This window comes from Bradyrhizobium tropiciagri (assembly GCF_001189845.1).
GTDB classification, from domain to species: Bacteria; Pseudomonadota; Alphaproteobacteria; order Rhizobiales; family Xanthobacteraceae; genus Bradyrhizobium; species Bradyrhizobium tropiciagri.
This window is the reverse complement of sequence record NZ_LFLZ01000019.1, coordinates 16,577-31,189: the sequence shown is the minus strand read 5'-3', so window position 1 is coordinate 31,189 and position 14,613 is coordinate 16,577. Positions and strand designations below refer to the sequence as shown.

10 protein-coding genes and 2 pseudogenes are annotated in these 14,613 nt (G+C 65.2%); 4 read left to right on the top strand and 8 right to left on the bottom strand.

The window, feature by feature from the left end; translation table 11 throughout:
* Positions 1 to 15: 15 nt before the first annotated feature.
* The 3 genes and pseudogenes from tkt to AKN84_RS17075 form a co-directional block, all read right to left on the bottom strand.
* Entirely contained in the window at positions 16 to 2,037 is a 2,022-nt protein-coding gene (tkt, locus tag AKN84_RS17085) for a transketolase (RefSeq protein ID WP_050421848.1), read from the bottom strand.
* The gene (locus tag AKN84_RS17080) at positions 2,034 to 2,909 is read right to left on the bottom strand and encodes a phosphoribulokinase (RefSeq protein ID WP_050421847.1); all 876 of its coding nucleotides are present in this window, start codon (positions 2,907 to 2,909) and stop codon (positions 2,034 to 2,036) included. Before AKN84_RS17080 ends, tkt begins: the two co-directional genes overlap by 4 nt.
* 11 nt (positions 2,910 to 2,920) lie before the next feature.
* A pseudogene (locus AKN84_RS17075) lies at positions 2,921 to 3,939 on the bottom strand (class 1 fructose-bisphosphatase).
* Between the two features lie 167 nt (positions 3,940 to 4,106).
* On the opposite strand from AKN84_RS17075, the gene AKN84_RS17070 reads away from it, so the two are divergent.
* Together AKN84_RS17070 and AKN84_RS17065 are read left to right on the top strand one after the other, a co-directional pair.
* Positions 4,107 to 5,033: a LysR family transcriptional regulator gene (locus AKN84_RS17070; protein ID WP_050421920.1), complete on the top strand. Its 927-nt coding sequence runs from the start codon at positions 4,107 to 4,109 to the stop codon at positions 5,031 to 5,033.
* Positions 5,034 to 5,180: 147 nt separating this feature from the next.
* On the top strand, positions 5,181 to 6,878 hold the full coding sequence (locus AKN84_RS17065; protein ID WP_128970925.1) for an ATP-binding protein: 1,698 nt from the start codon (positions 5,181 to 5,183) through the stop codon (positions 6,876 to 6,878).
* Between the two features lie 242 nt (positions 6,879 to 7,120).
* On the opposite strand, the gene AKN84_RS17060 is transcribed toward AKN84_RS17065, so the two are convergent.
* Entirely contained in the window at positions 7,121 to 7,543 is a 423-nt protein-coding gene (locus AKN84_RS17060; protein WP_128970924.1) for a DUF6841 family protein, read from the bottom strand.
* A complete protein-coding gene (locus AKN84_RS17055; protein WP_050421845.1) occupies positions 7,543 to 8,253 on the bottom strand; it encodes a TetR/AcrR family transcriptional regulator in 711 nt (236 codons plus the stop codon). Before AKN84_RS17055 ends, AKN84_RS17060 begins: the two co-directional genes overlap by 1 nt.
* A gap of 158 nt (positions 8,254 to 8,411) precedes the next feature.
* On the opposite strand from AKN84_RS17055, the gene AKN84_RS17050 reads away from it, so the two are divergent.
* Complete coding sequence (locus tag AKN84_RS17050) at positions 8,412 to 9,602, top strand: HlyD family secretion protein (RefSeq protein WP_050421844.1); 1,191 nt, start codon at positions 8,412 to 8,414, stop codon at positions 9,600 to 9,602.
* Positions 9,603 to 9,685: 83 nt separating this feature from the next.
* Positions 9,686 to 11,221, top strand: a complete 1,536-nt coding sequence (locus tag AKN84_RS17045) for an MDR family MFS transporter (RefSeq protein WP_162240887.1) — start codon at positions 9,686 to 9,688, stop codon at positions 11,219 to 11,221.
* 56 nt (positions 11,222 to 11,277) lie between these two features.
* Here the strand turns inward: AKN84_RS17045 and AKN84_RS17040 are convergent.
* The 3 genes and pseudogenes from AKN84_RS17040 to AKN84_RS17030 form a co-directional block, all read right to left on the bottom strand.
* Positions 11,278 to 12,920, bottom strand: a pseudogene (locus tag AKN84_RS17040) (benzoate-CoA ligase family protein).
* 161 nt (positions 12,921 to 13,081) lie between these two features.
* Entirely contained in the window at positions 13,082 to 13,897 is an 816-nt protein-coding gene (locus tag AKN84_RS17035; protein WP_050421842.1) for an alpha/beta hydrolase, read from the bottom strand.
* Positions 13,898 to 13,900: 3 nt separating this feature from the next.
* Positions 13,901 to 14,395 carry a MarR family winged helix-turn-helix transcriptional regulator gene (locus tag AKN84_RS17030; protein WP_050421841.1) on the bottom strand — a complete coding sequence of 165 codons (495 nt, stop codon included), beginning with the start codon at positions 14,393 to 14,395 and terminating at the stop codon, positions 13,901 to 13,903.
* Between the last annotated feature and the right edge of the window lie 218 nt (positions 14,396 to 14,613).

The following is a 14,613-nucleotide window of genomic DNA, read 5'->3' as shown; positions in this document are numbered from 1 at the left end:
CGTGGCGTCCTCCTTTCAATTCGCTCGTTGCATGAGCTGTTTTGCCGCCGCGGCGATTGCCGCAGGCGTGATGCCGAACTCGCGGTACAGCACGTCGGCCGGCGCCGACGCGCCGAAGCCGGTCATGCCGACGAAGGCTCCGTCGTCACCGAGCCAGCGCGCCCAGTCGCCTTCGACGGCGGCTTCGACGCCGACGCGCGGCGCGCTGCCCAGAACTTTTGCGCGATAGTCGCTCGGCTGCTGGCGGAACAGGTCGAAGCACGGGGCCGAGACGACCGCGGCCTGCACCCCTGCTTCCGCCAGCAGCTTTGCGGCTTCGAGCGCGATCGCCACCTCCGAACCCGTTGCAATCAGGGTGACGTCACGCGCGAAGGCCGGCTCTACGAGAACGTAGGCGCCGAGCGCGACCTGGTTGTCCTTGCTGCCGTCGCGCACCGTCGGCAGCGCCTGCCGCGACAGGCAGAGGATCGACGGCGAGGTCTCTGCCTTCAGCGCGCAGTCCCAGGCTTCCGCGGTCTCGACCGCATCGGCCGGACGGAACACCAGCACGTTCGGGATCGCCCGCAGCGCCGCCAGATGCTCGACCGGCTGATGTGTCGGCCCGTCCTCGCCAAGTCCGATCGAGTCATGGGTCATCACGTGGATGACGCGGATCCCCATCAGCGCCGCGAGACGGATCGCCGGGCGGCTGTAATCCGCAAAGCTGAGGAAGGCGCCGCCATAGGGAATGAAGCCGCCATGCAAGGCGATGCCGTTCATCGCTGCCGCCATGCCATGCTCACGGATGCCGTAGTGGATATAGCTGCCGTGCAGCATTTCCGGCCGCACCGAAACCTGCGACTTCGCCTGCGTCAGGTTGGAGTGCGTCAGGTCGGCCGAGCCGCCGAGCAGATTGGGCAAGGCCTGCGCGATCACGTCGATGACCTGCTGCGAGGCCTGCCGCGTGGCGAGCTTCGGCCGCTCGGTCGCAAAGCGCGCGATGAGCGCCGCCATCGCCTTGGTGTAGGCACAGGGCAGTTTCCGGTTCAGCGCGTCGTGGAACGGCGACCGTTCGCCCTTGTCCGCCTTGCACGCGGCACGCGACCGCTCGATCCAGGCGCGCCGCGCATCGCGGCCGCGGCCGCCGAGCTCGCGCCATTCGGCCAGCACCGCGTCGGGGACTTCGAAGGCCGGATACGGCCAGCGCAGCGCGCTACGGGTCTTCGCCACCTCGTCGGTGCCGAGCGGCGCGCCATGCACCTTCTCGCTGCCCTGCCGGTTCGGCGCACCGAACCCGATCACGGTGCGGCAGGCGATCAGCGACGGCCGATCGCTCGCGCGCGCCTGCCTGATCGCCGCCGTGATCGCCTGCGGATCGTGGCCGTCGATGCGGCAGACGTTCCAGCCGCTGGCCGCAAACCGCGCCGTCTGGTCGTCCGAGCATGACAGCGAGGTCGCACCATCGATCGATATCTGGTTGTCGTCGAACAGCACGATCAGCCGGTTCAGCCGCAAATGGCCGGCGAGCGAGATCGCCTCATGGCTGAGGCCCTCCATCAGGCAGCCATCGCCGGCGATCACATAGGTGTAGTGGTCGACCAGGTCGTCGCCGAAGCGCGCGTTCATCAAGCGCTCGGCGAGCGCCATGCCGACCGCGGTCGCGATCCCCTGCCCGAGCGGCCCGGTCGTGGTCTCGACACCGGGCGTGTGGCCATATTCGGGATGCCCCGGGGTCTGCGATCCCCACTGCCGGAACGCCTTGAGCTGATCGAGCGTCATGCTCTCGTAGCCGGTCAGGTAGAGCAGTGCGTAGAGCAGCATCGACCCGTGCCCCGCCGACAGCACGAAGCGGTCGCGGTCGGGCCAGGCCGGATCGGCGGGATCGAACTTCAGGAAGTCGGTGAACAGCACGGTCGCGACGTCGGCCATGCCCATCGGCATGCCGGGATGGCCGGACTTCGCCTGCTCCACCGCGTCGACGGCGAGGAAGCGGATGGCGTTCGCCATCTCGTCGTGGCTGATGTCGGGGCGGCTGGCAACGGACGCAAGTGCGGTCATATCGTTCGCCTCTTTCGTTCGATCAATTGCAGGATCAGCGGGGTCAGGATGAGCTGCATCGCGAGGTCGAGCTTGGCGCCGTGCACCACGATCGAATTGGCGCGCGACATGAAGCTGTTCGGGATCATCGAGAGCAGGTAGGGAAAATCGATGCCGCGCGGGTTCTTCAGCCGGATCACGACCATCGATTCGTCAGGGGTCGGGATCCAGCGCGCGATGAACGGGTTCGACGTATCGACCGTCGGCACGCGCTGGAAGTTGATGTCGGTCTCGGTGAATTGCGGGCAGATGTAGTTCACGTAATCCGGCATGCGGCGCAGGATGGTGTCGGTCACCGCCTCGGTCGAGTAGCCGCGATGACTGCGGTCACGGTGCAGCTTCTGGATCCATTCGAGGTTGATGACCGGCACGACTCCGATCTTGAGATCGGCGTGCTGCGCGACGTTCACCTTGTCGGTGACCACGGCGCCATGCAGGCCCTCATAGAACAAGAGGTCGGAATTCTCCGGCAGCGCCTCCCATGCGGTGAAGGTGCCGGGCTTGGCGCCATAGACCCGCGATTCCTCCTCGTCGTGCACATAGTGCCGCGTCGTTCCGGTACCGGTCTCGGCATAGTCGCGGAACAGCTTTTCCAGCTCCTCGAACAGATTGGTCTCGGGGCTGAAATGGCTGAAGTGCTTGTTGCCGCGCTCGGCCCGCTCCGCCATCAGGCTGCGCATCTCGGCGCGGTCGTAGCGGTGGAAGGCGTCGCCCTCGATATAGGCCGCAACCACGTTCTCGCGGCGGAAGATGTTCTCGAATGTCTTCTTCACCGAAGTGGTGCCGGCGCCGGACGAGCCGGTGATCGAGATGATGGGATACCTGCGAGACATGCGCTCCCCCTTCAGCGGAACAGGCCGCGCCGCGCGAACAGCGGGGCATCGCTGCTCTCGAACAACGGCTCGACGGTCAGGTGGATCGCATCGACGTCGCGCACGGCGCGCGCCGATCCCATGATCAGCGGCACGCGCTGATGCGGCGTGCGTGCCGAGAGTTCGAGAATGCGCGACCGGCCGCTGGATGCGGCGCCACCGGCCCATTCCATGATCAGCGCGATCGGGTGCGCTTCATACAGCAGCCGCAGCCGGCCTTCGCGATAGCCCTGGCGCGCATCCGCCGGATACAGGAACACGCCGCCGCGCATCAGGATGCGGTAGCTTCCGCCACCAGCGAGCCGATCCAGCGCATGTTGAAGTCTTGCCCGCGCTCGCCGTTCACGCCGGCCAGGCACTCGTCGATATAGTTGCGCACCTGGCCGCTCCAGTGCCGACGGTTCGAAGCATTGATGGCGAATTCCGGCGTATCCTGCGGCACCCGCAGGTCGCGCGCAGTCAGCACGAACTCGCCGGTTTGCGGATCCAGCGTGAAGCAGTCGACGCGCCGGTCGAGCGCCAGCACCAGCACGGTCTGCGGACCGTAGATGAAGCAGCCTGCGGCACTTTGCGCCGTGCCGGGCTCGAAGAAGGTCGAGATGATGTCGTTGCCCTTCGGCCGGATCGAGAAGATCGTGCCGATCGAGATGTTGTTTTCGAGATTGGCGGATCCATCGAGCGGATCGATCGCGACACAGAGCGGCGCGTCCGGATCGAGCGTCTCGGGCAGTTCGACCTCCTCGGAGACAACGGCGGCGACCGGCGCGGCACGTAGCGCGTCGCGCATCAGGCGGTCGGCGACGATGTCGATGGTCTTCTGACGATCGCCGTCGGGATTGACACCACCGCTCTCGCCGACGATGCCGGCGAGCGGTCCGGCGGCAATGATGCGCGACAGCTCGATCGCGGCACCGGCCAGCGCTTCGATCACCGCAACGGTCGCGGCGCGCAACGGGCTATGCTGCGTCGGCCACTCCAGATCGGCATGCAATGCAGGACGAATCTCCACCGGCCTCTCCCTTTGATCGCGCCCTCTGTCCCGAGGTGTCGAGAGGCGACCGCAGGGGAGTCGCCCTCGCCGTATCAACGCGCGAATTGCCCAATTAGGGAAATTTTATTATCTTTGGTCCGGGCAAAGTATTTCTTATGGAGCTGGGCATGGCCGGCAACTTCACGCGGGACCTCACCATTCGCCAGTTGCGCGCACTCTCCACCCTGCACGAGGCCGGCTCGATCACGTCGGCAGCCAACCGGTTGAACCTGACGCAACCCGCGGTGACACTGCAGCTCCGCAACCTGCAAACGCTCGCGGGACTGCCGTTAATCCAGCGCACCGGCGACGGCATGGCGCTGACGGATGCCGGCGCGCATGTGCTGACGCTGGTCGAGCGGATCGAGGCGGCGCTGAAGGATTGCGAGCAGTCGCTCGACATGATCGCGGGCCGCAGCGGCGGCCGCGTTGCGATGGGCGCGGTCTCGACCGCGAAATACTTCGTGCCGTTCGCGATCGCGGCGTTCTCGCGCCGTTTTCCCAAGATCGAGGTGACGCTACAGATCGGCAACCGCGAGGAAATCCGCGACGCGCTGCGCGGCTACGATCTCGACATCGCGGTCATGGGCCGGCCGCCGGCCGATGTCGAGGTCGAGATGAAGCCGCTCGGCCGTCATCCGCACTTCATCATCGCCGCGCCCGATCATCGGCTGGCGCGGCGGCGGCACGTCTCCCCGCCTGAACTCGGCAATGAAACCTTCATTACCCGTGAGCAGGGATCAGGCACGCGAATGCTGATGCAGCAATATTTCGAGCGCGTCGGCCTTGAGCCGAAGCTCGGCATGGCGATGGACAGCAACGAGACCATCAAGCAGGCGGTCATGGCCGGGCTCGGCATCGCCTTCATTTCCCAGCACACCGTGTTCCACGAGCTGGAGGACGGCCGGCTGGTGGTGCTCAAGGTGAAGGGCCTGCCGATCGTCCGGCAGTGGCACGCAATCAGGCGGGCCGACAAGATCCTGCTGCCGCCCGCGCAGGCGATGCTGGACTTCCTCGGCAAGGAGGGCTGGCGCTACCTGCCGAATTCGCACTAGTCGCAACGCGTGCGCGATCGAGAAAATCGAGCCGGTACCGTATGTTAACCATTGAAGTTCCAGCAACCGCGTGCCACATCTTGAGTGCGGTCAGTGGCGGACCGTATCCCTGCGAGGGAGGATGAACTGCAAAATCAGTCCCCGCCGATGCCTGACTTCAAGGCGTTATTCGAGGCGGCGCCCGGCCTCTATCTGGTGCTGACCCAGCCCGACTTCCGTATCGTGGCAGCAAGCGACGCCTATCTGCGCGCCACCAAGACCGAGCGCGCCGCGATCCTTGGGCGCGTGCTATTCGAGATCTTTCCCGATAATCCGGATGATCCTGCCGCTGACGGCGTGCGGAACCTGCGCGCCTCGCTCGAGCGCGTGGTCCAATTCCGCCGCCCCGACACCATGTCGGTGCAGAAATACGACATCCGCAAGCCCGAGTCGGAAGGCGGCGGATTCGAGGAAAAGTACTGGAGCCCGCGCAACACGCCAGTGTTCGGCCCGAGCGGGCAGTTCATCTACATCATCCATCGGGTCGAAGACGTCACCGGCTTCATCCAACTGAAGCAGCGCGGCGCCGAGCAGGACAAGCTCACGGACCGGCTGCGCGAGCGCACCGAGCAGATGGAAGCCGAGATCTTCATGCGCGCGCGCGAGGTCGAGGCCGCCCGCGAGCAGCTCGAAACCGAGCAAAAGCTGCGCCAGGTGCAGAAAATGGAGGCCGTCGGACATCTCTCCGGCGGAATCGCGCACGACTTCAACAACATCCTGACCGTCATCACCGGCCTGATCGACATCCTCGCGGAAGCCGTTGAACATGATCCCGCGCTGTCGTCTGTCGCCAAGATGATCACCGACGCCGCATTTCGCGGTGCCGAGGTGACCAAGCACCTGTTGGCGTTCTCGCGGCTGCAGCCGCTGCAACCACGCGAAGCCAATCTCAACACGCTGGTGCAGGACACCGCGCGGCTGCTGCGCCCCTCGCTCGGCGAGCAAATCGAAATCGACACCGCGCTCGAGCCCGACGCCTGGACGGCCTTCATCGATCCCAATCACATGGCGACGGCGCTGCTCAATCTCGCCGTCAATGCCCGTGATGCGATGCCCGACGGCGGCAAGCTGATGCTGGAGACCAGCAACGTCATCCTCGACGAGGTCTATGCGGCCGCCAACCCCGATGTGCGGGCCGGTGAATATGTGATGGTCGCTGTCAGCGACACCGGCGAAGGAATCCCCGCGGCCATTCGCGACAAGGTGTTCGAACCGTTCTTCACCACCAAGGACACCGGCAAGGGCACCGGCCTTGGGCTGAGCATGGTCTACGGCTTCATCAAGCAGTCCGACGGCCACCTCAAGATCTATTCCGAGGAAGGCCACGGCACGTCGATCAAGCTCTATCTGCCGCGCAGCATGGGCGACATGGTCGATGTCGAGCCGCCTGCCCCGGTCGACACGCGCGGCGGCCATGAATCCATCCTGGTCGTCGAGGACGATCCGCTGGTGCGCAACTACGTCAGCGCCCAGCTCGAGCAGCTTGGCTACCGAACGATGGTCACCGCCAACGGCCCGGAGGCACTGGCTGCCGTCGACAACGGGTTCGTCTGCGACGTGCTGTTCACCGACGTCATCATGTCCGGCGGCATGAACGGCCGGCAGGTCGCCGATGCCGTGACCGCCAGGCTGCCCTCGGTGCGCGTGCTGTTCACCTCCGGCTATACCGAGGACGCGATCATCCACCACGGCCGCCTCGACCCCGACGTGACGCTGTTGCCGAAGCCCTATCGCAAGGCCGATCTCGCCCGGATGATCCGTCAGGTGCTGACGCAGCCTCCCGCATCGGCGGTGGCGGCCAAGTAGCGCCTGAAGCGCGATAAGTTTTGGTTGAATCGGCTTGGCGCGGTCTCGCTTCACCTCTCCCCGTTGGGGAGAGGTCGGATTGCGCCTGGCGATGCGAAGCATCGTCCAGTGCAATCCGGGTGAGGGCTCTTCCTCTCTCGATAGACCGTACCCCCTCGCCCGATTTGCTGCGCAAATCGACCTCTCCCAAGGGAGAGGTGAACTATCGACGCTGTTCCAGCTCAGCGTAATCTCGTCAGGCTCTAGGGACCAAAGCTCGAGCGGCTCTGGATTTTCCAAGCGCCGCCGAGCAGGCTCAGCACGTAGAGCGAATCGTAGGTCCCGATAACCGATCCATCCTCGCGGTAGCGCGTGTAACGGACGGCGTAATGCGCCTTCGCAGGAGAGGACTGGACGAGCCTGGTCTCGTTCCAGGTGCTGTGGTGCCAGCCGTCCTGTTTCCGCAGCCGCTCGAACAGGTCCATCGGATTGTTGCCGCTCTGCTGATAGACGGTGACCACCCCGCCTGCGATCCGCACGTGCGGGAAGTGCATCAGCGCATCCATGGCCGCGGCATCGTAGTGATTGAGCGCTGCCATCCAGCGCGTCAGCACATCCTGGCATCTCACCTCATCGTCGCGCGAGATCTGCGCTTCGACGGTGTAGGTCGCGGCCGGCTCCACCATCATGCCTCTCCGCCCTGCTTTCCGATCTGGTCGGCCGGCACCGCACAGCCGGACAGGAACAGCGCCGCGCACGCCTTGGCGCGCGCTTCGATCTCGCTGTGCGTCAGCACCGGCTTGTGCCCGAACATCACGTCGCGTTGCGGCTTGAACACGAGCATGCCGAGCAGCATGCCGGCGGCCACTTCGGCATCATCGAGCACGATCCGCCTTCGCCGCTGCTGCACGCCGAGCCAGCTCGCCAACGCGGCGATGGTCCGCTGCATGGCCCTTTCGTAGAACGTCTCGGCAATGTCGGGGAACTTGTCGCTCTCGGCCAGGATGATCCGCTGCAGGGCGATCACCTCGGCGTCGAGGATGAGCTCGGCGCACGTCTGCAACGCAGCCTCCAGCGCCGCCGCAACATTGCGGCCGTCGCAGGCGCCGAGATTCACGATGGACACGAAGCGGTCGACCCGGTCGGTCACCATGCCTTCGAACAGCGCCAGCTTGGTCGGGACCAGCCGGTACAGAGTCTTGGTGGAGACGCCGGCGCGGCAGGCCACGTCGGCGATGTTCGCCGCAGCGAATCCGCGCTCGGCGAACTCGCGCCGCGCGGCGTCATAGATCAGCGCGCGCGTCTCGTCGTCGGAGCGCAGCTGCGGCCGGCCGCGGCCGCGCCGCTCCGGCACCGCCGGGGCTTGCTCCGTCTGGGATTTGTCATTCCGGTTCATCGGCGAGCCATGCTTTTAGATGATGACTGTCATTCTATTGACAGTCCAAATATGGGCTCTATTTTGGAAAACATCAAGTTTCCTAATTATCCCGGGCAACCGATACCAGAATTCACAAGGTTTACCAGAGGGATAGAGAGCTTCCAGGAGCGACTGCCATGAGCCAGCATGAAACCTCTTTCAAGGCCGAGAGCCAGGTTCCGGCCGAAACCGCCAAGCAATTGATCGCCAATTCGGAGGCCGCCACGCCGGCCCCGGCCGCTGCGAAGGGCAAGCTCCGCCGCCTGCTTCTCGCCACCGCCGCCGTCGCCGTCCTCGCGGGCGGCGCCTGGTACGGCTGGGACTACTGGACGGTCGGCCGTTTTCAGATCTCGACCGACGACGCCTATGTAAAGGCCGACAACACGACAATCGCGCCGAAGGTCTCCGGCTATCTGAGCGCAGTGCTGGTGGGCGACAACGAGCATGTGCGCGCCGGCCAGGTGCTGGCGCGGATCGACGAGCGCGATTTCAAGGTCGCGCTTGATCAGTCGAAGGCTGACGTCGCCGCCGCCGAAGCCGCGATCACCAGCAAGCGCGCGCAACTCGACGTGCAGCACTCGGTAATCGAGGCGGCGCGCGCGACGCTCGCGGTAGATACTGCGACGCAGACCTTCGCCGAGCAAGAGAACAAGCGCTACACCGACCTCGCCGGCACCGGCTACGGCAGCGTGCAGAACGCGCAGCAGGCGCAGTCGCGCTACGCCAGCGCGCAGGCCGCCATCGCCCGCGACACTGCAAACCTCGCTTCCGCCGAGCGGCAGGTGGAACTGCTCAAGGCCGAGATCGCTCAAGCGGTTGCGGCATTGGGACGAGCCACTGCCCTGCAAAACCAGGCCGAGCTCAATCTCGGCTACACCACGATCACCGCGCCGATCGACGGCGTCGTCGGCAACCGCACGCTGCGCACCGGCCAGTACGTCCAGGCCGGCACACAGTTGATGTCGCTGGTGCCGGCCGCCGGCGCCTATGTGATCGCGAATTACAAGGAGACTCAGCTCACCAATGTCCGCAAGGGCCAGCCGGTCGAGATCGAGGTCGACATGTTCCCCGGCCAGGTCGTACGCGGCCATGTCGACAGCCTGGCGCCGGCGAGCGGCCAGGAGTTCGCGCTGCTGCCGCCGGACAACGCCACCGGCAATTTCACCAAGGTCGTGCAGCGCATCCCGGTGAAGATCGTGCTCGACGCGACTTCCGTCGAGCTGCGACCCGGCATGTCCGTGATCCCGTCCATCGCGACCACTTCGCAAACCGCTGAGGCCGCGCGCTCCAGCGCCTCTCCCAAGCTCGCTGTCGCCTCTTTCAAATAGGTGATGTCATGTCCGACCTCGCGCTCTCCTCCCCCGCTGCCGCGCCCCGCGCGGCAGCGGCGGCCGGCCCAAACCGGGCCAGCATGGCCGTCTGGATCTCCATCGTCGCCGCGATGATCGGCGCCTTCATGGCGATCCTCAACATCCAGATCACCAACGCCTCGCTGCTCAACATCGAAGGCGGCATCGGGACCGGTGTCGACAACGGCTCCTGGATCTCGACGTCCTATCTGATCGGCGAGATCGTGGTGATCCCGCTGACCGACTATCTCAGCCGGGTGTTCTCGTTCCGCAAGATCATCATCTCCTTCGCCACATTGTTCGCGATCTTCTCGGTCGCCTGTGCCTTCACCCACGACCTGCCGTCGATGATCGCGATGCGCGGCCTGCAAGGCTTCTTCGGCGGCGTGCTGATCCCGATGGCGTTCACGCTCGTCTTCACCAAGCTGCCGAAGGCGCAGCAGCCGATCGGACTTGCGATGTTCGCGCTTGCCGTGACGTTTGCGCCCGCGATCGGCCCGACCATCGGCGGCTACCTGACCGAGAATTACGGCTGGCAGACCATCTTCTTCGTCAACGTAGTCCCGACCGTGGTGATGGTCGGCACCCTGTATCTCACGCTTGAACGGCAGCCGATGCAGTTGCATCTGCTCCGCGAGGGCGACTGGCTCGGCATCGTCACGATGGCGATCGGCCTGTCGGCGCTGCAGGCCGTGCTCGAGGAAGGTAACAAGGACGACTGGTTCGGCTCGCCCTTCATCGTCAAGCTCGCGGTGATCGCAGCGGTCAGCCTCACTTTGTTCGTCTGGATCGAGCTGGTCGTCGAGAAGCCGCTGCTCCGGCTGCGGCTCCTGACCCAGCGCAGCTTCGGCTTCGGCACCATCTCGTCGGTGTTCGTCGGCTTCGCGCTGTTCGGCTCGGTGTACCTGCTGCCGGCCTATCTCGGCCAGGTGCAGCGCTACAATGCCGAGCAGATCGGCCAGGTGCTGGCCTGGACCGGCCTGCCGCAGCTGATCCTGATCCCGCTGGTGCCGTTGCTGATGCAGCGCTTCGATGCCCGCTACATCGCGTTCACCGGCATGGCGCTGTTCGCAGTCTCCTCCTTCATGAACATCCAGATGTCGCTCGACTATTCCGGCGATCAGTTCTTCTATCCAAACATTGTTCGCGCCGTCGGTCAGGCGATCACGCTGGCACCGCTGTCCGCCATCAGCCTCGGCAGCGTCGCACCGCAGGACGCGCCGGCAGCGTCCGGCATCTCCAACATGATGCGCAACCTCGGCGGCGCGATCGGAACGGCGCTGCTGTCGACCATCGTCACCAAGCGGGAGCAGTTCCATTCCAACATCATCGGCCAGTCGGTCCACCTCGGCCGTGAAGAAGTGCGCACGCGGATCGCCGAGGTCACCAACTACTTCCTGAGCCACGGCATCTCCGACCCGGCCACCGCGCACAATCAGGCGATCGTGGCAATCGGCAACATCGTGAAGCGCCAGGCGCTGGTGCTGGGCTTCAGCGACGCCTTCGCCGTCATCGGCATGGTGCTGGTGCTCGCTGCAATTGCGATCGTGCTAACCGGCAAGCCGAAGAACACCGCCGGCGGCAGCGCGGCGCATTGATCTCTCGTTGACCGGTTGTTGATTTCGGGCGGCGGCTTCAGGCCGTCGCCCGATTCTTAGCTAGCCTCGCGCAGCTTGAAGCGCTGGATCTTCCCGGTCTGGGTTTTCGGCAGCGCCTCGACGAAGGCGATCGCGCGAGGATATTTGTAGGGCGCGATCGTCGCCTTGACGTGATCCTGCAGCAGCTTGACCTCGACATCGTCGCTGCGCGCGCCCTGCTTCAGCACGATGAACGCCGAGACGATCTGTCCCCGCTCTTCGTCAGGTGCGCCGATCACCGCGCATTCCGCGACATCGGGATGTCCGAGCAGCGCGGCCTCGACCTCGGGACCGGCGATGTTGTAGCCCGCCGAGATGATCATGTCGTCGCGCGCGCCACGAAGGATAGCCGGCCATTCTCGTCGGCGACGAAGGCATCGCCGGTGATGTTCCAGCCGTCGCGGACATACTTAGTCTGCCTGGAGTCCGCGAGATATCGGCAGCCGGTCGGGCCGCGCACCGCGAGCTTGCCGACCTGGCCCGGCGGCAGCTCGTTCATGTCCTCGTCGACGATCTTTGCCTGGTAGCCGGTGACAGGCGTGCCGGTGGTGCCGGCAACGGCGCTGCCGGTGCGGTTGGTGATGAAGATGTGCAGCAGCTCCGTGCTGCCGATGCCGTCGAGGATCGGCTTGCCGGTCTTCTTGGTCCAGCTCTCGAACACCGGCGCCGGCAATGTCTCGCCGGCCGAGACCGCGAGCCGCAAGGACGACAGATCGGCGCCCTTGTCCATCGCGGCCATCATCGCCCGGTAGGCCGTCGGCGCGGTGAAGCAGATCGTCGCCTTGTAGGTCTCGATGATCCGGATCATCTCGCTCGGCGCCGCGTTCTCCAGCAGCGTCGCGGTGGCGCCGAAGCGCAGCGGGAAGATCGCGAGCCCACCGAGGCCGAATGTAAACGCGAGTGGCGGCGAACCGACGAACACATCGTCCGGCGTCACCTTGAGCACTTCCCTGGCATAGCCATCCGCGACGATCAGGAGATCGCGGTGGAAATGCATGGTCGCCTTGGGTTCGCCCGTGGTGCCCGACGTGAAGCCGAGCAACGCGACGTCGTCACGGCCGGTCTTCACCGCATCGAACTTGACCGGCTTGTTGAGCGCGATCCGGTCGAGTTCGGCATCGTGGTTCTGGGTGCCGTCGAAATTGACCACCTGCTTGAGGAATTTGCTGGTCTTGGCGCAGGCCACCAGCTCGTCGGCGATGCGGCTGTCGGTCAGCGCCAGCGCGATCTCGGCCTTGTCGACGATCTTGGCCAGTTCGCCGGCGCGCAGCATCGGCATGGTGTTGACCACGACGGCACCGGCCTTGGTCGCCGCGAGCCAGGCCGCGACCAGCGCCGGATTGTTGCCCGAGCGGATCAGGACGCGATTGCCGGGCTTGACGCCGTAGTTCTCCACCAGCGCATGCGCCAGGCGGTTCGACCAGTCGGTCAATTCCTTGTAGGTGCGCTGGCGGCCGTTGCCGATCAGCGCGATGCGATCCCCCATCCCCTGCTCGACGATGCGATCGGTCAGTTCGACCGCGGCGTTGAGATAGTCGGGATAGCGAAATTCCGGCCGGTCGAGCAACAGCTGCGGCCATTGTGCTGATGGCGGCAGGTTGCGCCGCGCGAAATCGTCGACATGCCCGGATGGGCCGAGCCCGGGAAATTCACCTGACATTCGATTGCCCCTCGCTTTCCATTCAGAAAGGCCAAAGACCAACGTCGAGACGACTGATATCGGGGACGCCCGGCAGCGTTCCAATCACCAATCATTTTATACTTAAAATAATTTGGCGCAAGGGTGGAAATCACCGGGCCGTCGCCGGCGCCCCTCCGAACTCAGATCTGTGTGAGCTGCTTCAGCCGCGCGACCATCGCCGAGCCCGGGTCGGCGAGCGGTGCGATCGCGGTGAAATGATTGGCGTCGGCCACGGTGCCGAAGCGCGTTGCAACGCCAGCCTTGCCCCAGACATCGGCGATGGTCCGGCTCTGCCGGTGATATTCGGCGCTTTCGGCACCGCCGACGACGGCATCGAGCGTCGCGCCCGCGGGCGCTTTCCAGAGCAGCGGGCTTGCCGCCCGTGCTGCGTCGCGGTCGAGACCAAGCGCCTTGTTGATGGTGGTGCCGACCAGCGGCTCGAGCTCGAACAGGCCGGAGATCGCGTAAGCAGCCCTGACCAGATTGTTAGGCAGCGACGCATCATAGGTCGGCCAATCGGTCGCCAGCATGCATGCGGCAAGATGCCCGCCGGCCGAGTGCCCCGACACGACCAGCGGCCGGCCGAGCTTCACCAGCTCGCGGCACGCCGCGCGCATCTCGGCGATGATGTCAGCGACCGAAACATTGGGGCAGAGATCGTAGCTCGGCACCGCGACGCTGATGCCGTGGCCATTGAGGCCGCGCGCGCAGTGGCTCGATGACGAGCCGTCAAGCGCCTGCCAATAACCGCCATGGATGAAGACCACGAGCGGCCCGTCGCTGTTTCCCTCGAACAGGTCGATGACGTTGCGGCTGCCGGGGCCATAGCTCAGGCGCCGCGGCGGGTGCTGCTCGCGATAGGCCGCGGAGTCCCGCGCCCAGCCGGCCATCAGCGCCGGGTTTTCCGGCACCCGCGCCCGGTTGTTGTACTCGACCTCGTAATCGATCCCGCTCACGGCTTAAGCGTTCCGCGCCTTGGCGGAGCGCTGGGCCGAGCCCTTCGCCTTGGCAAGCAACCGCATCAGTTCGCGGATATCCTTCGGCGACAGGTCGCCGAACACATCGGCGATCCATTTCTCGTGCTCGGCCGCCATCTTGCGGAACTCGGCGCGGCCGGTCTTGGTCAGCCGGATGAATTGCACGCGGCGGTCGGTTTCCGAGGTACGGCGATCGAGATGGCCTGATTCAACCAGGCGCTCGACCAGCCCGGTGACATTGCCGTTCGACACCATCATCCGCTTCGACAGGTCCGACAGCGTCATGCCGTCGGACACCTTGTCGAGCTGGGCCATCAGGTCGAAGCGCGGCAGCGTGACGTCGAATTTCTCGCGCAGCCGGCTGCGGACCTCGCCCTCGATCAGCGTGGTGCAGGTCAACAGCCGCAGCCACAGCCTGAGCTCGGTGCCGTGATCGTCGGGCAGTTCGACGGCTTTGGTTTCGGAATCGAGGATCATGCGGCGATCGTGCCTCCGCGGCGGGTTTCGGTCGGACCGATTGCTTTGAGCTTCAAGCAATTCGTGGCGCCCCGCAAGGACAATTGCGAATCTTGCGGGGAATGCCTGCGCGATACTGCAATTTCTTTAAACTTCAAGCAATTGGCGCGGCGTTTGCATAGCGCGCGACGGCGCTTGCGAATTGCGCAACCGGCGGCCTGACGCAATGCCACATCGCT

Excerpts from the sequence above, each read along its gene's own strand:
- tkt (WP_050421848.1), bottom strand. The coding sequence starts at position 2,037 with ATGACCGCACTTGCGTCCGTTGCCAGCCGCCCCGACATCAGCCACGAC.
- AKN84_RS17080 (WP_050421847.1), bottom strand. The coding sequence starts at position 2,909 with ATGTCTCGCAGGTATCCCATCATCTCGATCACCGGCTCGTCCGGCGCC.
- AKN84_RS17070 (WP_050421920.1), top strand. The coding sequence starts at position 4,107 with ATGGCCGGCAACTTCACGCGGGACCTCACCATTCGCCAGTTGCGCGCA.
- AKN84_RS17065 (WP_128970925.1), top strand. The coding sequence starts at position 5,181 with ATGCCTGACTTCAAGGCGTTATTCGAGGCGGCGCCCGGCCTCTATCTG.
- AKN84_RS17060 (WP_128970924.1), bottom strand. The coding sequence starts at position 7,543 with ATGGTGGAGCCGGCCGCGACCTACACCGTCGAAGCGCAGATCTCGCGC.
- AKN84_RS17055 (WP_050421845.1), bottom strand. The coding sequence starts at position 8,253 with ATGAACCGGAATGACAAATCCCAGACGGAGCAAGCCCCGGCGGTGCCG.
- AKN84_RS17050 (WP_050421844.1), top strand. The coding sequence starts at position 8,412 with ATGAGCCAGCATGAAACCTCTTTCAAGGCCGAGAGCCAGGTTCCGGCC.
- AKN84_RS17045 (WP_162240887.1), top strand. The coding sequence starts at position 9,686 with ATGGCCGTCTGGATCTCCATCGTCGCCGCGATGATCGGCGCCTTCATG.
- AKN84_RS17030 (WP_050421841.1), bottom strand. The coding sequence starts at position 14,395 with ATGATCCTCGATTCCGAAACCAAAGCCGTCGAACTGCCCGACGATCAC.